Origin of the sequence: Thalassospira sp. CH_XMU1448-2, from assembly GCF_037027285.1 — a bacterium.
GTDB classification, from domain to species: domain Bacteria; phylum Pseudomonadota; class Alphaproteobacteria; order Rhodospirillales; family Thalassospiraceae; genus Thalassospira; species Thalassospira profundimaris_C.
Genome location: NZ_JAYMEA010000001.1, coordinates 1,061,537 through 1,081,386 on the forward strand (window position 1 = coordinate 1,061,537; position 19,850 = coordinate 1,081,386).

The following is a 19,850-nucleotide window of genomic DNA, read 5'->3' on the forward strand; positions in this document are numbered from 1 at the left end:
GAAGGCAATAACTGGATCAGAGAACCAGTAGCGATGCAATCAAAGCCACAATGGTGCCTGCGAACAGGATTTCCATCGAACGGGCAATTTGCTGCTCACGGGCAACGGCGATAGCAACGGCTTTGCGCTTATTCATCATATTCACTCCGTCTTATGACAGGTAGCTTCCAGATGCCCTGACAGGGCACTCACCAAATATATGCAGGGCAGTGGCCGCGATACAAGGCTTCTGACTCAAAAAACGTCAAAAAACTTTCAACTGCGTGGAAAAGGTCGCTTTTTTCTCGTCGAATTTGTCACAAATGGCGCTTTACCTACGTGATCCCCCTGAGGGGCGGGGGAAACTGTACTAACCGGTTTTAAACCGTTTCAATGCCCCGGTGTCGATTCGCCCCGGTTTTCGGGGATTCTGCCGCATCGGCATTGTCATCTTGCGGATGCACAATGTGTCGGTAGTCGGTGATCGGACGAGGGTAACCATATTTGTATCCCTGGACCGCGCGACAATCATGATCGGTCAGGAAGGTTTCCTGTTCGTCGGTTTCAACCCCTTCGGCAATCACATCAAGCGCCAGATCGCGACTCAGATTGATCACGGCGCGCACAATCGCCCCGGCCTGCGCATTGCCGACCAGTTTATTGACAAAAGACTGGTCAATCTTGATGCGGTCAACCGGGAAATTCTGCAAGGTTGCAAGCGACGAGTAGCCGGTACCGAAATCATCCATCGCAATCCGCACACCAAGTTTCTTGATATCCGACAGTATCTTCATCGAGCGCGCCGGATTGTGAATAAGTGCGGTTTCGGTGACTTCAAGCTCAAGACGGTTGGGATCAAGGCCGCTTTCTTGAAGGATGCTGGCAACGACGTCGGGCAATTCGTGCTTTTGAAGCTGTACTGCCGAAAGGTTCACTCCGATGCCAAGCGGATTTTTCCAGCTGGCGGCCTCAAAACAGGCGGTGCGCAACACCCATTCACCAAGCGGGATGATCAAGCCGGTTTCTTCGGCAATCGGAATGAAGCGGCCGGGCGAAACTTGGCCAAGCTCCGGATCGTTCCAGCGCAACAGGGCCTCAAAGGACCGGATTTCCTGATCATCGACGTGACATTGCGGCTGGTAATGAAGTTCAAGCTGCCCGTTTTCCAGTGCAAGCCGCAGGTTCGAGGCCAGCTGCCGTTTGAACCGGTATTCCTCGTCCATTTCGGAAGAATAGAACACCACATCATTGCCGCCCGACTGTTTGACCCGATACATCGCAAGATCGGCGTGGAACAGGATGCTTTCGGCATCGGCCCCGTCTGCAGGGTAATTGGCAACACCGATGCTGGCCGACAGTTTCGCGCGGTTCTCCTGATTGATGAAGATCGGCAATGCAATGCAATCAAGGATCTGCTGCGCGACTTCGCGGGTGTGGGTCATGATGCTGCTGGCACCGCTGCGGTTCTGATGATGGAGCAACACGACAAATTCGTCGCCGCCAACACGCGCAATGGTGACTTCATCGGTCACCAGTCGGCCAAGCCGCGTTCCCAGTTCGCGCAAGGCGTGATCGCCTGCAATGTGACCGAAACTGTCATTGAGCTCTTTGAAGTGGTCGAAATCGACACACATGACTGTGACCGGAACACCGGTTTCATCAGCCTCAATCAGTGCCTCGGCCAGCCGGTCGTTAAAGGTCGTTCGGTTCAATAGTTGTGTAAGCGAGTCATGTTCGGCCAGAAAACGAATATGTTTTTCCGCGGCATAACGTTCACGCAGATCGCGGAGACCATAAATGACCGTATCGTCGGCAATATCGTCGGCGGGAATTTCGCGACGGATGACCTCGACCGGCAATTCTTTCTGCTCGCCCAGACGCAGGGCCGTTTCGATATAGTTAAGGTTCCCGGTCTGGAACGCAGGCGGCGTATCTGGTAGCCAGCGAGTTAGAAAGTCCTGATCAATCACTTCATGGGGTTTGCTGTCGGTCAGGCGCAGGAAGCTTTCATTGGTATCAACGATCCGCCCGTTCTGGGTCAGGACCAGTGCCTCGATGGCGGAATCACCAAGAATACGCATCCGGTTGCTGACATGGTCGCGCATCTGGCGATCAACCAGTGCGGTAACAAACCCGATTGCAATCAGAAGGGCCGCGACAATTGCGACACCGATCGCCAGATAATGCTGGGAAATCAGCTGTGCAGGGACCGGAACTGTCGGGTCGGGGGTGATGATCAGGGCCCCCATGGCGCTGAAATGCATGGCAGCAACCGCCACCGTCAGATTGGCCTTGCCCAGAAGTTTCTGACGCGATGTGCGCGCCTGCCCGGCAAGCCAAAGCGAAACCATCCCGAAAATGGCGCCCATCAGGATCGCGGCAACCACGATATCCATATGCCAGCTGATGATGCCGGGGACACGCATTGCTTCCATGCCGGTGAAATGCATCGCCGAAATGCCAAGCCCGACAACAAGGCCGCCGACCAGACGCGACAGCAACAAATGCGGTCCGGTCATGGATGCGATGGCAAAGCCAAGCATTGTCGAGGCAATCGCAATGATCAGTGACGTTGCGGTCAGTGCGGGTTCATAACCGACCGGTACAATCGGATCATAGGCCAGCATCGCAATAAAATGCGTCGCCCAGATGCCGCCACCCGTCACCACACCTGTCAGAAACAGCCATGCCAGTCTTTGCTGCAAACGGCCCATGCAGGCCCGTGCATAAAGATTAAAGGCCGTATGGATCCCGCCCAATCCGATCGCAATCGCGATCAGAACCAGTACGATATCGTGCTGGGTCGCAAGGCAGTCATATATTCTGTACATTCAGGTGCCGTGTATTTCATTTTTGAACGCATTCAAGGCATAATGCAGTTTTCTAATGTGATTTTAATTCCTGTGGAACGGCCAAGGCAATTAATAATACCATGTCTATACATAGGTCGTGACATAGGTAGCGCCCGGCACAGGAAATCGGTCACGCCATGGCAAAAAGAACATGGCTTATGATGTTGCTTTACGATCTGCATCCGTTTCCGGATCAGTTTGAATGGCAGGGACAGGGCCGCTTTTACTTTGCAGATATAGCGTTTTGGGCGCCTAGCGGATGGTCAGGTTGGTCTGCCCAATCATCCGGGCCTGTTGCCCGGGCCGGGTGAAGGTGACTTCACCGGAATAGTTCCCGGCCGGCCATGCGGCACCAGGGCGGTCCATATTGATAAAGAACCATTTGGCACGTGGTCCCTGATCATCGGGCTGATCAATGACAAAATCGCGATGACCGCCTTTGCCATTCGGGGTCTGCAAGCTCAGCCGGATGACATCACCATTATTGGCCCCGATCAGATAGGCCCAGAAATAAAGCCCGGGGCTTGTGCGCGGCAGTTCGGTTTGCTTGCCATAGCCGCGCTTCAGATCAGATGCATTGGGCCGCGCCATCGAAAAGCCGTGCCCGTATAGGGTGATGTCGTGATAGGTCAGTTGCGCGCGGGCCTCTGATGACCAAAGCGCGGCCTGATTGGTGGAACAGGCATTTTGGTCGCTGGCCCCCATGGCCGTGCCGCTAAATGGATCAACAAGCTGATCATCCTTGCGCAGATTGAAATGCAGATGCGGGAAAGTTGCCTGACCCGACATGCCGATTTCGGCAATCATCTGTCCGCGTGTCACGCGATCCCCTTTTTTGACCGCGACTGACCCGCGGCGCAGATGGCAATACTGGCTTTGCCAGCCATCGGCGTGATCAATCAGAACGCCATTTCCGCACTCGATGCCATCAAGGCTGTTTTTCGAAAGACGGCCTGAATCAATATCCTCGACCCCTTCGCGCAGGGCAACGACCGTGCCATCGGCAACCGAGCGCACGGCAACGCCACCGAGCATGGTGGCTTCGTCGGGAACTGAAAAATCAGTGCCGCGATGGCCGTCATATGTGGTTGTGCCACAGGCGAAATCACGAATTTCGGGACCCGGGTCATGATCGACATAATGCACGATGCTGCACGTATTGTTCGGGCAATCGACCGGTAGATCAAAGGGTGGGCCATCGGCCTTTGCAATGCCACCAAGGGTCAGGGTTGCGAACACGGAAAGAGCAAGTGTCCGAAAACGTCCTGATGGCTGTGGCATGGGGCCTCCTTGGTCCTGATCACTCTATACAAAGGTGTATTTTATCACGAAACACTTATTATCTAACACAAAGGTGAAGCCACTGCGACGCGCAAGATATTGTTCGTAAGGGCAGGTATCGCTATCACTTGGATTGCTGGTGATCACCTCATCGCAGATCGTTTAACCCGACAAAGGCACACTGGAATGGATCAGAACGGATTGCTGCGACTGGGAATCTTTGCCGCCATTCTTGCCGTCATGGCATTGTGGGAGGCCATTGCACCCTATCGCCCAAAGGAAGCCGTGCGCCGTCCGATGCGCTGGCTGACCAATTTCGGATTGTTGCTGACCAGTGCCGCCCTTGCGCGCTTTACCGTTGGGGCGGCAATGATTGCAACGGCAATCTGGGCACGAGATCAGGGGGTGGGGCTTAATAATCTGGTCGGGCTGCCCGCTGTTCTGGCGGGACTTGTCACGGTCATCACTCTGGATTGCGCAATTTACTGGCAGCATCGCTTTACCCACATGATCCCGCTGCTGTGGCGGTTTCATCGGGTACATCACTGTGATGTGGAATTTGATGTCTCGACGGCTGTGCGCTTTCACCCGTTCGAGATTGTGGCATCAGCCCTGTATAAGTCGTTCTTTGTCCTGCTGATCGGGGCAGATCCCTGGGCGGTGGTGATTTATGAAAGCATGCTTAGCGGCTTTGCCCTGTTTAATCACGGCAATGTGCATCTGCCCAAGGGCCTTGATCGGGCGCTGAGGATGTTGATCGTGACGCCTGATATGCATCGGGTCCATCATTCCAGCGTCATGGGCGAAACCAACAGCAATTATGGGAATATCCTGTCGGTTTGGGATCGGTTGTTTGTCAGCTATGTCGATCATACAAGAACAAACGATCATGACATGCAGATCGGTCTTGAAGAATTCCGCGATAAAAACAGCCAAAGCCTTCTTGGGGTGCTTTGGCTGCCATTTCGCCAGCCGTGATCAGGCCGGAACCATCCCGCGCACAGCAAGCGCGGACGCCACCAGTGACCGGCGTCCATCGGGCTTGCCACCAAGATAGGCCCGCATGGTGGCTTGTTGTATTTCATGGGCAATCTCGGCGGGCTGACGGGCGAAAAAGTCGCGGATCAGGCTGTGCGCGCCCATCAATGATTGCCAGTAATCATCAAAATCGATGAAATCCATGCGCACGGCAAGTGTGGTGGTCGCCACATCTTCCAGCCCGGCATCGGACCAAAGATCAAACAGGTCATCCTCGTTCTGATAGGGAACGTCAAAGACCCTGGCACGCAGTTCTTCGCCTTCGCCCTCGGCAATCAGGGCGGCAACATCAAGAAACAGCCGGATAAAGGTCAGTCCGCCGATACGATCCCAGACCGTGGCTGCAATCCGGCCATTGGCGCGCGTAACACGCACCATTTCGCCAACCGCACCGGCCGGGCCATCCAGATCGTTTAACAGCAATTGTGAGAAGGCCGTGTCAAAGCTGTCATCGGCAAAGGGCAGGGCGGATGCATCGCCGGTTTCAAAACGCACATTGGGTGCGGAACTGCGCAGGGCATCGGTCATATAATCAGACATCAGATCAATGCCGACGATCTCGGCCTTGGGGTAACGGGTGGCAGCGGCCAGTGTCAGGCTTCCGGTGCCACAGCCGATATCAACCAGTGCCCCGCAAGACGGGGCGGCAACAAAATCAAGGAAACTGCGTGACAAGCGGCGGCTCCATCGGCCCATTGCGATTTCATAGGTGTCGGCGATTGTCATATTCATCGGATCAGGTTTCCTCGATAACGGCTGTTTCACAGCCTTATTGAATTTTTGCGCATGGGCCACACAGCAGCCAAGTATCTGATGTGTCACCAATTTCATTTATTGCAAGGCCGGATGGTTTGGCTATTCGACGAAATAGGGATTGCTCAAATTTCAAAATGCGCAATAAAATTACAAATGCTGCGATGCAAAATTAACCATAAACGCGAAAATGCGACGGTCGTTTCGGCCAGAACAGGCAAGGGAACCACAGGAAATGAAAGAAATGAACGGATTGGAGGGGCTGTATCTCGAAGATCTTGAGGTCGGTCAGTCTGCAAGCTATGGCAAAACTGTCACTGAAACCGATATCGTGATGTTTGCCGGGCTTTCCGGGGATACCAACCCGGTCCATCTGAACGAAGACTATGCCAAAACCACGATGTTTGAGGGGCGCATTGCCCATGGCATGCTTTCGGCCGGTTTCATTTCAACCGTGCTTGGCACCCGCCTGCCCGGACCGGGTACGATTTATCTGTCGCAGAACCTGCAATTCAAGGCGCCGGTACGTATTGGCGACACCGTAACCGCCAAGGTCATTGTGCGTGAAATCATCCCCGCCAAGAAACGCGCCATCCTTGAAACCAATTGCTATGTCGGCGATCGCTGCGTGATTTCCGGTGAGGCCGTTGTGATGGTTCCAAGTCGCGCCTGACTCCCGGTTTGCCAAATTCCTGTATGGGATCAGACACCGCTTGTGCCGGTAAAGTCTGGACCATATCGGCATGGTTTGGGTCCTGATCTGATCTGCCATGCAGGATCGGGCATGCTTTTTTGACGGAAAAGTCTTTACGCTCCGGGGGCGGGCCCTTTATAGCTGCCTGCTGGATTTGCCGATACGCGATCGGCTGACATGGATTAAGCAGCAAAGAGAGACCGGCGCGGATGCGCGTTTTTCGATCTTTTGAAAACCTGACCGATGAGGCGCGCGGCGCTGTTGTGGCGATCGGCAATTTTGACGGTTTGCATCTGGGGCATCAGACGCTTCTCGATCAGGCACGTCTGATTGCCCGCGATCTCGGTGTGCCGCTTGCGATCCTGACCTTTGAGCCGCATCCGCGCATGTTGTTCCGTGCCGATGACCCGCCATTTCGCCTGACCTCGGCCGAGGATCGCGAAACGGCTGCCGGCAGCATTGATATCGATCTGTTCTTTGAGGTCGAATTCAATCGTGACTTCGCGGCGATGACGGCCGAAGAATTCATTGAAAGGGTTCTCGTCAAGGGACTTGGTGTCAAACATGTTGTGGTTGGCTGGGATTTCTGTTTTGGCAAGGGCCGTGCAGGCAATGTTGATTTGCTGCGTGCCATTGGCGAAAAGTCCGGTTTTGGCGTTACTGCGGTCGAGGCCGTCACCCACGATAACGGCGTGATCTATTCATCAACCGCCATCCGTCAGGCTCTGCGCGAAGGTCGCCCGCAAGATGCCACCCATCTTTTGGGACGCCCGTGGGAAATTGCCGGGATTGTCGCCCATGGCGATGCGCGCGGCCGCACAATCGGCTTTCCGACGGCCAATGTTGCACTGGGCGATCATCTGCGTCCGAAATTCGGTGTTTATGCCGTCGAGCTTGGCCTGATTTCCGAGAAAGATGGCCAAACGGTTGAGCGCTGGGTGCCCGGAGTCGCCAATATTGGCGTGCGGCCAAGCTTTGGCGGTGATGATGATGCCGGGCTTGAAGCCCATCTGTTTGACTTTGACCAGGACATCTATGATCGCCGCGTCCGGGTACGTTTGCACGGCTTTATCCGGGGCGAACAGAAGTTCGACGGGCTTGATGCCCTAAAGGCCCAGATCGCGGCGGATGTGATTGCTGCCAAAGAGATTCTCGGCAAGATTTGAATTTGTCGACGAACCCGCTATGATCCGCGCGCTTTTTGCGGAATTCACCGGGGGTTCGCCCTTTTAATTTGTTCAAGACGACAGGACCGTCACGATGAGTGTCGAATACAAGAAAACCGTTATCCTGCCCCAGACCGATTTCCCGATGCGGGCGGGTTTGCCAAAGATGGAGCCGACCCTGCTTGCGCAGTGGAAGGACGAGGACCTCTATGGCAAAATTCGCGGTATTTCGGCAGATCGCGAAATGTTCGTCCTGCATGATGGTCCTCCCTATGCGAACGGGCATCTGCATATCGGTCATGCGCTGAACAAAATCCTGAAAGATGTCATCACCCGTTCCCAGCAAATGCTGGGCAAGAACGCTGTTTATGTTCCGGGTTGGGATTGCCACGGCCTTCCGATTGAATGGAAGATCGAGGAACAATATCGCGCCAAGGGCAAGAACAAGGACGATGTGCCAATCGCCGAATTCCGCAAGGAATGCCGCGAATTCGCCCAGAAATGGCTGGATGTCCAGCGCGAGGAGTTCAAACGTCTTGGCGTGATGGGTGACTGGGATAATCCCTATGTCACCATGGATTACAAGGCAGAAGCCTCCATCGCCCGTGAACTTGGCAAATTCCTGATGAACGGTTCGCTCTATATGGGCTCGAAGCCGGTCATGTGGTCAGTGGTTGAAAAAACTGCCCTTGCCGAGGCCGAGGTCGAATATCACGACCATACGTCCAAAACCATTTATGTGCGTTTCCCGGTCACCGCGACCAGCATCGAAGCGCTCAAAGACGCAACCATCGTCATCTGGACCACGACGCCTTGGACCATTCCGGGCAACCGTGCAATTTCCTATGGTGCGGAAATCGAATATGCGGTGATCGAGGTTACCGAAACCGCCGAGGAAGCATGGGCCACCGTTGGCGAGAAGATGGCGGTTTGTACCGATCTTCTTGAAGACCTGTGCAAGAACGGTCGTATCACCGGTCACAAGGTTGTCGCGACCTTCAAGGGTTCGGAGCTTGAAGGCGCGCTTTCGGCGCATCCGTTCCGTGGTCAGGGCTATGACTTTGATGTGCCGCTTCTGGCGGCTGACTATGTCACGACCGATACCGGTACCGGTTTTGTCCATACCGCGCCGACCCATGGCCCGGACGATTACCAGACCGGTCTGAAATACGGTCTTGAAATCCCGGAAATGGTGGATGGTGACGGCGCCTATTACCCGACAGTTCCGATGTTTGCCGGCAAGCGCATCTATGATGAAAACGGCAAGGAAGCCGATGCTAACGAAGCGGTTATCGCCAAGCTGATCGAAGTTGGCGCATTGCTGTCGCGTGGGCGTCTCAAGCATTCCTATCCGTGCTCCTGGCGTTCCAAGGCGCCGATCATTTATCGCACCACGCCGCAGTGGTTCATTTCCATGCAGGATAATGACCTGCGTGAAAAGGCGCTCAAGGCGATTGATGAAACCCGCTTCGTGCCCGAAGCAGGCCGTAACCGTCTGCATTCCATGATCGCCAACCGTCCGGACTGGTGCGTCTCGCGTCAGCGCGCATGGGGCGTTCCTATCACGGTGTTCATCGACAAGAACACCCGTCAGCCGCTTCGCGATCAGGGCGTTCTTGATCGCGTCTACGAGGCCTTCTGTGCCGAGGGTGCCGATGCATGGTTCACTCGTGATCCGCAGGAATTCCTTGGCGATAAATATGATGCGGCGAATTATGAACAGGTCACCGATGTTCTTGACGTCTGGTTTGATTCCGGTTCGACCCATGCCTTCGTGCTTGAAGAACGTCAGGATCTGAAATGGCCGGCCGACCTTTATCTTGAAGGATCGGACCAGCATCGTGGCTGGTTCCACAGCTCGCTTCTGGAATCCTGTGGCACCCGTGGACGTGCACCATACGAAGCCGTCCTGACCCATGGCTTTGTGCTTGATGGTGAAGGCCGCAAGATGTCGAAGTCACTTGGCAACGTCATTGCGCCGAATGACATCATCAACAAGCTTGGTGCCGATATCCTGCGTCTTTGGGTGGTCAGTTCCGACTATCATGATGATCTGCGCATCAGCCATGAAATCATCGAACGTCATTCCGACATCTATCGTCGCCTGCGCAATACGCTCCGCTTCCTGCTGGGCAACCTTGATGGTTTTGATGATGCCGAAAGGGTTGCGGATAACGAATTGCCGGAACTGGAACGCTGGGTCCTGCACCGTCTGAGCCACCTTGATGATATGGTGCGCAAGACGACTGCTGATTTCGACTTCCACACCATGTTCATTGAACTGCACAACTTCTGTGCGCTCGACATGTCGGCCTTCTATCTCGATATCCGCAAGGACGCGCTTTATTGCGACGCGCCAAGCAGCCTGCGCCGCCGCGCGGCCCGCACTGTTATGGATCGCGTGTTTGATTGTCTGGTGCGCTGGCTGGCACCGGTTCTCTGCTTTACCGCCGATGAAGCATGGCGTTCGCGCTATGGTGCGGAAAGTTCGGTCCATACCGAAACCTTCAACACGGTATCGGACGGCTGGAAAGACGAGGCACTGGCAGCGAAATGGGCGAAAATCCGCAAGCTGCGTCGCGTTGTAACCGGTGCGCTTGAACTTGAACGTGCGGAAAAACGCATTGGCGCAAGCCTTGATGCCGCACCAAAGGTTTATGCCACGGCTGAATATGTCGAAGCGCTTGATGGCCTTAATCTTGCCGAAATCGCCATTACATCTGACATCGAACTGATCACGGGTGATGCGCCGGATGGTGCCTATACCCTTGATGATGTTGCAGGTGTTGGTGTGGTATCGGCACTGGCAGAGGGTGAAAAATGCGAACGTTGCTGGCAGACCCTGCCGGAAGTCGGCAGCCATGCCGCGCATAAAACCGTCTGCAACCGTTGTGCAGATGCCGTTGATGAAATGGGAATTGCCGCAGCCGAATAAGGCATGCGGTTGCGGTATCAGACCTGCGATCTTGCAGGGCTGATACCGGCAAGTCAGAAAGAGTATCGATGAAACATCGCGCCTTTGTGTTTGGTCTGATCGTCATTGCAATCGTTTTTGGTGTCGACCAGTGGACCAAGGCCCTTGCGATTGACGGCTTGTCCAATCCGTTTCGGGTGATTGAAGTCACACCGTTCATGAACTTTGTTCTGGCCTGGAATCCCGGCGTGTCCTTTGGCCTGTTTCAGGGGCAGGCACCGTGGGTGATGATCGCGGTGACGGCTGCGATTACCATCGGCTTTGGCGTCTGGATGTGGCGGACGCGCGATTCCATGTTGCGTCTTGCGCTGGCGCTGATTGTCGGGGGGGCAATTGGCAACCTTGTTGATCGCCTGCGTCACGGGGCTGTGACCGACTTTATTGATCTTCATGTCGCGGGTTATCACTGGCCGGTATTCAATATTGCAGACAGTGCAATTACGGTTGGTGCCGCGCTACTGTTGATCGATTCCCTTTTTGGCGGTAAAAAATCTGCCAGATGAATTTTTGGCCGGGTGACATGATCCCGGTTGCGGAGTGGTAAAGAGGCACAAATGGCCCGGAAGCTTACGACCAGTATTTTCAGAATTGCGCTGCTTGGCGGACTTGCACTTGGGGTTTCCGGTTGTGAATCAACCCGTGAGACCTTTGGTTTGAACAAGCAGTCCCCGGACGAGTTTGCCGTGGTCTCGCGTGCGCCGCTCAGCCTGCCGCCTGATTTCACCATGCGTGTGCCCGACCCGGGTGCACCGCGTCCGCAGACCGGTTCGACCACCGATCAGGCGCGCCGCATTCTGGTTGGCGATGACCCGACCAAGGTCAAACGTGACATCACCAGCGGCACGGCAAGCAAGGGGCAGGTCGCCCTTCTTTCCGCATCCGGTGCGCAATATGCCGATCCGGAAATCCGTTCGACGGTGGATCGTGAAACATCGATCTTCATCAGTGAAAGCGAAAGCATCGTTGATGATCTGCTGTTCTGGCAGGAAAAACAGGATCCGAACTCCGTCGTTGATCCGACGGCCGAGGCCAAGCGTATTCGCGATCAGCAGGCTCTTGGCGACAGTGTTTCGGGCGGTGGCAACACCCCGGTTATCGAACGCAAACAGAAAGGCTGGCTCGAAGACATTTTCTGATCTGACAGCACGCTTTGATGCGATACACGACAATGTGATGACGAAAGACAAGGGCGCGGATATTTCGCGCCCTTGTTCTGTCATATTCGCTACTTAAGAAATCCGGGATGAACGCCTGATATGGAATGGGATGACGTAATGAGAATTCCAAGACTTTCTGTAATCTCGATGCGTGAACGCACTGTTGCCAGTTTGCTGGCGATGGTCATGGTGGCATTGATCCCGAACATTTCCTTTGCGGCGGTTTTCAGCCCGCAGACAGCAACCCTTGATAACGGGATGCAGGTGGTGCTGGTGGAAAATCACCGTGCGCCGGTTGTTACCCAGATGGTCTGGTACAAGGTCGGCTCGGCTGACGAACCGGCCGGTGTTTCCGGGATTGCCCATTTTCTTGAACATCTGATGTTCAAGGGGACCAGGGATATTGCACCGGGTGACTTTTCCAAGATCGTTGCGCGCAATGGCGGTAATGACAATGCCTTCACCACCTGGGACTATACCGGCTATTTCCAGAATATCGCCCGCGACCGTCTTGACCTGGTGATGAAGATGGAAGCCGACCGCATGACCAATCTTCAGCTGTCTGACGATGTGGTTCTGCCCGAACGCGACGTCATCATCGAAGAACGCAGATCAAGGATTGAAAACAATCCCGGTGCGCTTCTGGGGGAACAGATGCGCGCAAGCCTCTATATGGCCCATCCCTATGGCCGGTCGATCATTGGCTGGATGCATGAAATGGAGCAACTTTCGACCGAAGACGCGCTTGATTTCTATCGCAAATGGTACGCGCCCAATAACGCCATTCTGGTGGTGGCTGGCGACATTACGATGGATGAACTTCTGCCGATGGCCCAAAAATATTACGGCGTCATTCCGCGCGGTGATGTTCTGACGCGCAACCGGGTCAAGGAACCGGTGCAGCATGCCCCGCGCAAGGTCACCATGCATGACCCGCGTGTCGGGCAGGCCTCCATGTCGCGCTATTATCTGGCCCCGTCCTATCACAGTGAAAATGCCGCTGATGCCGTCCCGCTTGAAGTGCTGAGCGAGATTATCGGATCAGGCACCACCAGCCGCTTCTTTAAATCGCTTGTGGTCGATCAGGGCATCGCGACCAGTGTCGGGACATTCTATGACCCGGTCGCGGTTGATCTGGCAAGTTTCGGTGTCTATGGCGTGCCGCGCGACGATGTGCAACTGGCTGATCTTGAAAAGGCGATTGATGACCAGATCGCCGATGTCGTCGCCAATGGCGTGACCGAGGACGAACTTGAACGTGCCAAGCAGAAGCTTCTGGATAGTGCGGTCTTCGCCCGTGATTCCCTGTCGGCAGGGGCGCGTGTACTTGGCAAGTCGCTTGCGGTTGGATTGACCGTGGATCAGGTCGAAAGCTGGCCGGATCGGGTTTCGGCGGTGACGGTTGAACAGGTCAACGAAGCTGCCAAGCGCGTCTTTAATGACAAGAAATCTGTGACCGGCTGGCTGATGCCGCCAAAAGACGGTCCGGTAACAGGCCGTGGTCCGGCACTGCCCATTGATTCCGGCGCGGGAGTACATTGATATGAACCAGCTTATGAAACAGGTTGCCGGGATTGCCTTTGCCTCGATAGCCGTATTTGGCATGAGCACGGCCGCGCAGGCGGTCGAGGTCAAGGAAGTGATTTCGGATGGTGGCATTCGGGCCTGGCTGATCGAAGATCACATGAACCCGCTGATGACCATGGATATCGCCTTTACCGGTGCAGGGGCTGCGACCGATCCGATCAACAAGCTTGGTCTTGCCAATATGGTATCGGGTCTGATTGATGAAGGTGCGGGTGCCATGGACAGCCAGACCTTCCGCGGTGAAATGGAAAACCGGTCAATCAGCTTGTCCTTTGATGCCGGTCGCGATGATTTTGCCGGTTCGCTGACCACATTGACCCGAGAACGCGATACGGCGATTGATCTTCTGCGTCTGGCTCTGTCCGAGCCGCGCTTTGATGATGAGGCGGTCGAACGCATCCGGTCCCAGATTATCGCGGGCCTTAAACGGGCGGAAAATGATCCGGGTGATATTGCCAGCCGGACCTTTTTCAAATCGATCTTTGGCGATCATCCCTATGCCCGTCCGGTATCGGGAACCTTTGAAACGGTTGCCGGTCTGAATGCCAATGATTTCCGTTCCTTTGTCGGGCGTGCCTTTGCCAAGGACAATCTGATCATTGGTGTTGCCGGTGATATTACCGCGGAGGAACTTGGTCCGCTTCTTGATGAGGCATTTGGCAGCCTACCCGACCATAGCGATCTTCCGAAGATTGCCGATGTGACGCCGAAGTTCGGTGCTGTTGACGTCATTGATCAGGATATCCCGCAAAGTCAGGCGGTCTGGGGCCAGAAAGGCATTGCGCGCAAGGATCCTGATTTCTATGCCGCCTATGTGATGAACTATATTCTTGGCGGTGGCGGTTTTTCATCGCGCCTGACCGAGGAAGTTCGTGAAAAGCGTGGTCTGGCCTATGGTGTCTATAGCTACCTTGCCGATCTGGATCATGCGCAAATGATGATGGGCGGGGTTGCCACGCGTAATGACGCGATTGGTCAAAGCCTGTCTCTGATCAGTGCCGAATGGACCAAGATGAAGGAAAAGGGTGTGTCGCAGGAAGAACTCGACAACGCCAAATCCTATCTGACCGGGGCCTTCCCGCTGCGCTTTACCAGTCTTGGCAATCTTTCGGGCATGCTGGTCGGCATGCAGAAAGAAGACCTTGGCATGGATTTCCTGGATCGCCGCAACAGCCTTGTGGATGCCGTTACCCTTGATGACGTCAACCGCGTTGCCGCCGAACTGATGGATCCGGCCAATGTGACGGTCACGGTGGTCGGCAAGCCGGAAGGCAAGCTGGCCTTCTGATCTTGTTTGGCCGGATTAAAAATTACAAAGCGCGGTGAAAGACATTTCGCCGCGCTTTGTGCTTTGATAGGTTCATCCGAACCAAGACAACCCATCCGAACATCGCGAGCATTGCCTTCATGACCCTGCGCGTCCTGCCCCAGAACCTGATCAACCAGATAGCCGCCGGTGAGGTGGTCGAACGCCCGGCTGCGGCGCTCAAGGAGCTGGTTGAAAACGCGCTGGATGCCGGGGCGACACGGGTTGACGTCAATCTGCGCGATGGCGGGCGGACGCTTTTGTCGATCACTGATGACGGCAAGGGCATGACACCCGAGGAACTGTCGCTTGCGGTGGAACGGCATGCGACCTCCAAGCTGCCTGACGACGATCTGTTCAATATCGGTTTCATGGGTTTTCGCGGCGAAGCATTGCCGTCCATCGGGTCGGTGTCGCGCATGCGTCTGACCAGCCGGGTGCGCGGGGCGGAAAATGCATGGTCATTGACGATTGAAGGCGGGGCGAAGGGCGAACCGGAACCGGCGGCCCATCCGTTCGGAACCCGGGTAGAAGTCCGCGATCTTTTCTATGCCACCCCGGCTCGGTTGAAGTTCCTTAAAACCGCGCGCACCGAACAGATGTATGCGCGTGAAATCATGGACCGGCTTGCCATGGCGCGGCCCGATGTCGGTTTTACCCTGACCGGGGATGGCAACAAGTCGATCCTGAATTACCCGGCCTGTGAAGGCGATCTGTTTGATGCGCGCCTCAAACGTCTGGGTGCGGTGATGGGCCGCGAGTTTCAGGAAAACGCCCTTCAGATCGAAGCCGAACGTGAAGGCATCCGCCTGACCGGCTATGCCGGGGTGCCGACACTCAATCGCGGCAATGCCCAGATGCAGTTCATGTTTGTCAATGGACGCCCGGTCAAGGATCGGCTGTTGCAAGGTGCGGTGCGTGGCGCCTATCAGGATTTCCTGGCACGTGATCGTCACCCGTTGCTTGCCCTGTTCTTTGAACTGTCGCCACGCGATGTCGATGTCAACGTCCATCCCGGCAAGACCGAGGTGCGGTTCCGCGATCCGGGGCTGGTGCGTGGGCTGATTGTCGGGGCGCTGAAACATGCATTGGCGGGTGCCGGGCACCGGGCCTCAACCACGGTTGCCGATATGGCACTCGGCGCTGTTCGCCGCGAAGGTGAGGGACCCTCACTTCCGTATGGTGGGGGCCCGCGCAGTGGCGGCGGCAGTGGTTTTAACATTGGCCAGTATCAGCCAAGTATCCCGGGTCACGCGGCAATTGAACGCAATTATGCCGCACAGGCCCCGATGGGATCGCAGTCGGGCTATGGCGGTCTGTTTGATCGCGGGCGTGACTTTGCCGGGACGCCTTCAGGCACATCTGGCCCATCCGGGGATGGCGGCTTTGCCGCTGCGGCGGCTGCGGCCCTGTCAGGTGGCTATGATGCGGCGGCACCGTCGGCACGGATTGATAATATCGCTGATGAAGGCAAGTTTGTTGATCATCCGCTGGGGGCGGCACGCGGGCAGGTTCACGCCAACTATATCATCGCCCAGACCCGAGACGGTCTTGTCATTGTCGATCAGCATGCAGCACATGAACGCATCGTCTATGAACGCATGAAGGCCGATCTTGCCGCCAGCGGGGTCAAGCGTCAGGGATTATTGTTGCCCGAGGTCGTCGAACTGGACGAGGCATCTGCCGATCGCATCGCAGATCGCGCCGAAGAATTCGAAGAGCTGGGTCTTGTCATCGAACCGTTTGGACCCGGCGCGATTGTTGTGCGCGAAGTTCCCGCCATGCTGGGCAAGGTGGATGTTGGTGCCCTGATCCGCGATATGGCCGACGAGATTGCCGAGCTTGGTCAGGGCATGGCGCTTAAGGACCGGCTGATGTATGTCTGCGCGACAATGGCCTGTCATGGGTCGGTGCGTTCGGGCCGCAAGCTGAATGCCGATGAAATGAATGCCCTTCTGCGTCAGATGGAAGCCACCCCGCATTCCGGTCAGTGCAACCATGGTCGGCCGACCTATGTCGAACTGAAACTAAATGACATCGAAAAGATGTTCGGGCGCAGGTAGGGAAGCGGATGGCTGGTGTCACGCTTCATATTGCCACCCCCGGCGATGCACCCGCAGTGAGCGCCTTGTTTGCGCGCTCCTATTCGGCGCTTCTGGTCGATGATTATGCGCCGGAAGTCCTTGAACGCGGGATGACCTTTCTGGCAAAGGCCAACCCGGATCTTCTGGCGTCTGGGACCTATTATCTGGCTAAGACCGAAACCGGCGATGTCGTTGGAGCCGGGGGCTGGACGGCAGTGCGACCGGGCAGCAAGGACGGTGATGTTCAATCAGGGCTGGCCCATGTTCGGCATTTCGCGGTCGATCCGGCATATGCCCGCAAGGGTATCGCCAGTATGCTGTTTGATCGGTGCGTGCGTGATGCCAAGGCGTCTGAGAATGTCACACGTTTTGAATGCTATTCCACACTTTCGGCCAGACGGTTTTATGAATCGCGAGGTTTTCGGGTGATTGGCGATTTCGCAGCACCCTTTGCCCCGGATTTCACCTTTCCGAGCCTGCATATGGTTTGCGACCTTGATTAATCACGCAGTTTCAGGTTACGGGGCAGGCGGGTATTGGCATTGACGCGCGCGCGTTGGATCTGTTCGGCAAACAGGCCGCGTGTCCCGGTCAGATCGGCATCACGGAAATCGGTTCCGGCCAGGTTGGTGCCGCTCAGATCACAATTTAGCAATTGCTGACCCCGGAAACTGGCATTTGACAGGTCGGAGCCCAGAAATACCGTATTGCGCAGCATCGCATCATTGAATTTTGCGCCGGAAAGGCGGCTAGCTGCCAGATTGGCATTGTCGAGATTGCTTTGTACAAAGTCGGCCGCCGTCAGGTTACAGCGACGGAAAACCGCATCCTTGCAATTGGCACGCTTGAAGCAGGCAAAGGGCAGGCCACAACGGCTAAGATCGATGCCTTCGAGTTCGGCTTCACGCAGATCGGCATGTTCAATCGACATGACATCGCCTTCCTTGCCGCCCGTATCGACCCAAAGCTTGTGACTGCGCAGGGCTTCATGCAGGTCAATTTCAACCAGCTCTTCGGGATCGTCACCGTGATCCGCGTCCAGCGGTTCTTCTGCGACGTCGTCGGTGGTTTCTTCGGGTTTGGGCGTGGCAGGTGCCAGCACATCGCGGGCCGATTGCACGGCCTTGATGTTTCGTGCATGGGTATCCTTGTCGCGTGCGGTTGGTTTACCGCCTACGAGTTCGCTTTCATCAAAACTTTGACCCGCCCCGTTCAGGCGTGGCTTGAGATCGGCAAGCTCAAGATTGCCGGCAACGCCGGTGATCGGGGATTTGGGGGCCTCGGGCAACCCGGCTGGTTTGGCGGAATGTGCCTTTGCCGTTGGCGCTTCCCTTGGCACTTCCCTTGGCTCAACCGCTGCTGGCTTGCCCGGATTGGTCCGGGGCGGTAATTCTGCCAGCGCCGCCTTGATGCGGTCGCGTTTGCGACGGCCGGGGTTTTCAGGCGTATCGTCGTCCGGGGTGTCAGGGACATCCGTGCCTTGCGATATTGCCGATGAACCGGCTGCAGGGGCTGCCATGCCCATTTCGGCAAGGTCTTCTGGGCGTGCCGGGCCGAAATAATTGTCCTTAAGCACAAAGCGTCGAGGCAGTTTCATCACCGTTTCGATGATCTTGCGCAGGCGCTGGGGATCAACCGGTTGACGAAAAATACCTTCGATCCCGGCTTCGACCGCGTCGCGCATTCCGCGCCGATCAAGTTTGGGGGCGCCCAAAAGGACGGGTACTGTGCGCCCATAAGGATCATCATCGGTTGCCGTATCACGAATGGCCCGGATGGTTGATATACCCCGCATCCCGTCAAGATACAGCCCGACCAGAATCAGATCCGGACGGCGTTCCTCTACAAGGTCGGCAGTCTTTTGGCGGTCATCGCAATGAAGGAATTCCCCAAAGCCAAGCGGGTCTATCGCGGCCTTGGCAGCAAGCATGTTACGTTCACTGTAATCGGCATACAGGATCGCTTTTTTCTTGTTGTCCTTGATCGCCATAATGCGCGACTTCCTTTATTCGCAACGCGCCCCGTTGCAGGCAAACATTCAGATATTACTGTGCGGACGGAATACTGAATGAACGGCGCGGCAATGCAGAGCCAGACCCACTATTCTGGCTGTTCGCGCTGCTTTCGTCAGCCCCTTTTACGCCATTGCCGCCATTTGTTGTGCCGCCCGGGGCATTCGTTTCAACCATCTGGATCGTGATTTCCACACGACGGTTTTCAGAACGACCTTCGGGCGTGTCGTTATTGGCAATCGGGCGGCTATCGCCATAACCCTGAATAACCATGCGTCGCGGATCAGTGCGGTTCTGGTCAATCAGGAAATGCAGAACCGATGTCGCACGGGCTGCTGACAGGTCCCAGTTCGAAATATAGGGTGATGACGATGAAACCGGGATGTTATCGGTATGCCCGGCGACAAGGACTTCGCCCTCGGTCTGGTTGATCACGGGTGCCAGACGGTTAAGGATGGCGGCGAATTCCTCGGTCATGCCCGAAGAACCCGATGGAAAGGCCAGTTCGTTCGGGAAGCGAATAACGACCTCGCCATCAATCCGTTCCAGACCGACCTGATCATCAAGGCTCATATTTTTAAGAACCCCGGCAAGCGTTTCTTCAAGCGCTTCGGCCTTTTGTTCCTTGGTGTCGGTTTGCTCTATCTCGATTTTTGGCGTTTCGGGTTGCGGGATCTGGGAAACAACGCGCGGGCTGTCCGGGGTGGGGGCCTTAAGCGCCTTGCCCATGATCGATCCGTCAAGTTCGATCACGCCGGCAAGCTGATCCTGTTTGGAAAAGCCGAATGCAGCCTTTACCGATCCTGCGATCTGCTTGTAGCGAATAACATCCATCTCGGCAAAGGTCAGCAACAGCACGAACAGCACAAGCAGCAATGACATAAGATCGGCGAATGTCGCCATCCATGCCGGTGCGCCTGCTGCGGGTTTCTTTGCCATTGCCCTAGACCGTTACCTGTGTCGCAGA

General features: G+C 55.8%; 16 protein-coding genes. 10 read left to right on the plus strand and 6 right to left on the minus strand.

Features of this window, described 5'->3' with window-relative positions:
- Nucleotides 1–16: 16 nt before the first annotated feature.
- The 3 genes from WA318_RS04820 to WA318_RS04830 form a co-directional block, all read right to left on the minus strand.
- Nucleotides 17–139, minus strand: coding sequence for a hypothetical protein (locus tag WA318_RS04820; RefSeq protein WP_336080141.1), 123 nt, complete (start codon nucleotides 137–139; stop codon nucleotides 17–19).
- A 220-nt stretch (nucleotides 140–359) separates the two neighbouring features.
- Nucleotides 360–2,810 carry an EAL domain-containing protein gene (locus WA318_RS04825; protein WP_336080142.1) on the minus strand — a complete coding sequence of 817 codons (2,451 nt, stop codon included), beginning with the start codon at nucleotides 2,808–2,810 and terminating at the stop codon, nucleotides 360–362.
- A 273-nt stretch (nucleotides 2,811–3,083) separates the two neighbouring features.
- Complete coding sequence (locus tag WA318_RS04830) at nucleotides 3,084–4,112, minus strand: M23 family metallopeptidase (RefSeq protein ID WP_336080143.1); 1,029 nt, start codon at nucleotides 4,110–4,112, stop codon at nucleotides 3,084–3,086.
- 186 nt (nucleotides 4,113–4,298) lie between these two features.
- On the opposite strand from WA318_RS04830, the gene WA318_RS04835 reads away from it, so the two are divergent.
- The gene (locus WA318_RS04835) at nucleotides 4,299–5,090 is read left to right on the plus strand and encodes a sterol desaturase family protein (protein ID WP_336080144.1); all 792 of its coding nucleotides are present in this window, start codon (nucleotides 4,299–4,301) and stop codon (nucleotides 5,088–5,090) included.
- On the opposite strand, the gene WA318_RS04840 is transcribed toward WA318_RS04835, so the two are convergent.
- Nucleotides 5,091–5,882, minus strand: a complete 792-nt coding sequence (locus WA318_RS04840) for a class I SAM-dependent methyltransferase (RefSeq protein WP_336080145.1) — start codon at nucleotides 5,880–5,882, stop codon at nucleotides 5,091–5,093.
- Between the two features lie 265 nt (nucleotides 5,883–6,147).
- On the opposite strand from WA318_RS04840, the gene WA318_RS04845 reads away from it, so the two are divergent.
- The 9 genes from WA318_RS04845 (at nucleotide 6,148) to WA318_RS04885 (ending at nucleotide 17,374) form a co-directional block, all read left to right on the plus strand.
- Nucleotides 6,148–6,576 carry a MaoC family dehydratase gene (locus WA318_RS04845; protein WP_336080146.1) on the plus strand — a complete coding sequence of 143 codons (429 nt, stop codon included), beginning with the start codon at nucleotides 6,148–6,150 and terminating at the stop codon, nucleotides 6,574–6,576.
- A 230-nt stretch (nucleotides 6,577–6,806) separates the two neighbouring features.
- Nucleotides 6,807–7,763 carry a bifunctional riboflavin kinase/FAD synthetase gene (locus WA318_RS04850; protein WP_336080147.1) on the plus strand — a complete coding sequence of 319 codons (957 nt, stop codon included), beginning with the start codon at nucleotides 6,807–6,809 and terminating at the stop codon, nucleotides 7,761–7,763.
- 94 nt (nucleotides 7,764–7,857) lie between these two features.
- Nucleotides 7,858–10,698 (plus strand): isoleucine--tRNA ligase, encoded by a 2,841-nt coding sequence (ileS, locus tag WA318_RS04855; RefSeq protein ID WP_336080148.1) that lies wholly within the window; start codon nucleotides 7,858–7,860, stop codon nucleotides 10,696–10,698.
- Between the two features lie 68 nt (nucleotides 10,699–10,766).
- Nucleotides 10,767–11,240, plus strand: coding sequence for a signal peptidase II (gene lspA, locus WA318_RS04860; RefSeq protein WP_114097919.1), 474 nt, complete (start codon nucleotides 10,767–10,769; stop codon nucleotides 11,238–11,240).
- A 51-nt stretch (nucleotides 11,241–11,291) separates the two neighbouring features.
- Nucleotides 11,292–11,873, plus strand: coding sequence for a DUF3035 domain-containing protein (locus WA318_RS04865; RefSeq protein WP_114097920.1), 582 nt, complete (start codon nucleotides 11,292–11,294; stop codon nucleotides 11,871–11,873).
- A gap of 138 nt (nucleotides 11,874–12,011) precedes the next feature.
- Nucleotides 12,012–13,436, plus strand: a complete 1,425-nt coding sequence (locus tag WA318_RS04870; protein WP_336080149.1) for a M16 family metallopeptidase — start codon at nucleotides 12,012–12,014, stop codon at nucleotides 13,434–13,436.
- Between the two features lies 1 nt (nucleotide 13,437).
- On the plus strand, nucleotides 13,438–14,769 hold the full coding sequence (locus tag WA318_RS04875; protein ID WP_114097921.1) for a M16 family metallopeptidase: 1,332 nt from the start codon (nucleotides 13,438–13,440) through the stop codon (nucleotides 14,767–14,769).
- 119 nt (nucleotides 14,770–14,888) lie between these two features.
- Complete coding sequence (gene mutL / locus WA318_RS04880; RefSeq protein WP_336080150.1) at nucleotides 14,889–16,850, plus strand: DNA mismatch repair endonuclease MutL; 1,962 nt, start codon at nucleotides 14,889–14,891, stop codon at nucleotides 16,848–16,850.
- A gap of 8 nt (nucleotides 16,851–16,858) precedes the next feature.
- Nucleotides 16,859–17,374, plus strand: coding sequence for a GNAT family N-acetyltransferase (locus tag WA318_RS04885; RefSeq protein ID WP_336080151.1), 516 nt, complete (start codon nucleotides 16,859–16,861; stop codon nucleotides 17,372–17,374).
- Here the strand turns inward: WA318_RS04885 and WA318_RS04890 are convergent.
- Nucleotides 17,371–18,861, minus strand: coding sequence for a pentapeptide repeat-containing protein (locus tag WA318_RS04890; protein WP_336080152.1), 1,491 nt, complete (start codon nucleotides 18,859–18,861; stop codon nucleotides 17,371–17,373). The two genes, WA318_RS04885 and WA318_RS04890, sit on opposite strands and share 4 nt — an antisense overlap.
- Nucleotides 18,862–18,916: 55 nt before the next feature.
- A complete protein-coding gene (locus tag WA318_RS04895) occupies nucleotides 18,917–19,822 on the minus strand; it encodes an OmpA family protein (RefSeq protein WP_336080153.1) in 906 nt (301 codons plus the stop codon).
- Nucleotides 19,823–19,850: the final 28 nt, after the last annotated feature.

Excerpts from the sequence above, each read along its gene's own strand:
- WA318_RS04825 (WP_336080142.1), bottom strand. The coding sequence starts at position 2,810 with ATGTACAGAATATATGACTGCCTTGCGACCCAGCACGATATCGTACTG.
- WA318_RS04845 (WP_336080146.1), top strand. The coding sequence starts at position 6,148 with ATGAACGGATTGGAGGGGCTGTATCTCGAAGATCTTGAGGTCGGTCAG.
- WA318_RS04890 (WP_336080152.1), bottom strand. The coding sequence starts at position 18,861 with ATGGCGATCAAGGACAACAAGAAAAAAGCGATCCTGTATGCCGATTAC.
- WA318_RS04870 (WP_336080149.1), top strand. The coding sequence starts at position 12,012 with ATGAGAATTCCAAGACTTTCTGTAATCTCGATGCGTGAACGCACTGTT.
- WA318_RS04820 (WP_336080141.1), bottom strand. The coding sequence starts at position 139 with ATGATGAATAAGCGCAAAGCCGTTGCTATCGCCGTTGCCCGTGAGCAG.
- WA318_RS04875 (WP_114097921.1), top strand. The coding sequence starts at position 13,438 with ATGAACCAGCTTATGAAACAGGTTGCCGGGATTGCCTTTGCCTCGATA.
- ileS (WP_336080148.1), top strand. The coding sequence starts at position 7,858 with ATGAGTGTCGAATACAAGAAAACCGTTATCCTGCCCCAGACCGATTTC.
- lspA (WP_114097919.1), top strand. The coding sequence starts at position 10,767 with ATGAAACATCGCGCCTTTGTGTTTGGTCTGATCGTCATTGCAATCGTT.
- mutL (WP_336080150.1), top strand. The coding sequence starts at position 14,889 with ATGACCCTGCGCGTCCTGCCCCAGAACCTGATCAACCAGATAGCCGCC.
- WA318_RS04835 (WP_336080144.1), top strand. The coding sequence starts at position 4,299 with ATGGATCAGAACGGATTGCTGCGACTGGGAATCTTTGCCGCCATTCTT.
- WA318_RS04865 (WP_114097920.1), top strand. The coding sequence starts at position 11,292 with ATGGCCCGGAAGCTTACGACCAGTATTTTCAGAATTGCGCTGCTTGGC.
- WA318_RS04830 (WP_336080143.1), bottom strand. The coding sequence starts at position 4,112 with ATGCCACAGCCATCAGGACGTTTTCGGACACTTGCTCTTTCCGTGTTC.
- WA318_RS04895 (WP_336080153.1), bottom strand. The coding sequence starts at position 19,822 with ATGGCAAAGAAACCCGCAGCAGGCGCACCGGCATGGATGGCGACATTC.
- WA318_RS04885 (WP_336080151.1), top strand. The coding sequence starts at position 16,859 with ATGGCTGGTGTCACGCTTCATATTGCCACCCCCGGCGATGCACCCGCA.
- WA318_RS04840 (WP_336080145.1), bottom strand. The coding sequence starts at position 5,882 with ATGAATATGACAATCGCCGACACCTATGAAATCGCAATGGGCCGATGG.
- WA318_RS04850 (WP_336080147.1), top strand. The coding sequence starts at position 6,807 with ATGCGCGTTTTTCGATCTTTTGAAAACCTGACCGATGAGGCGCGCGGC.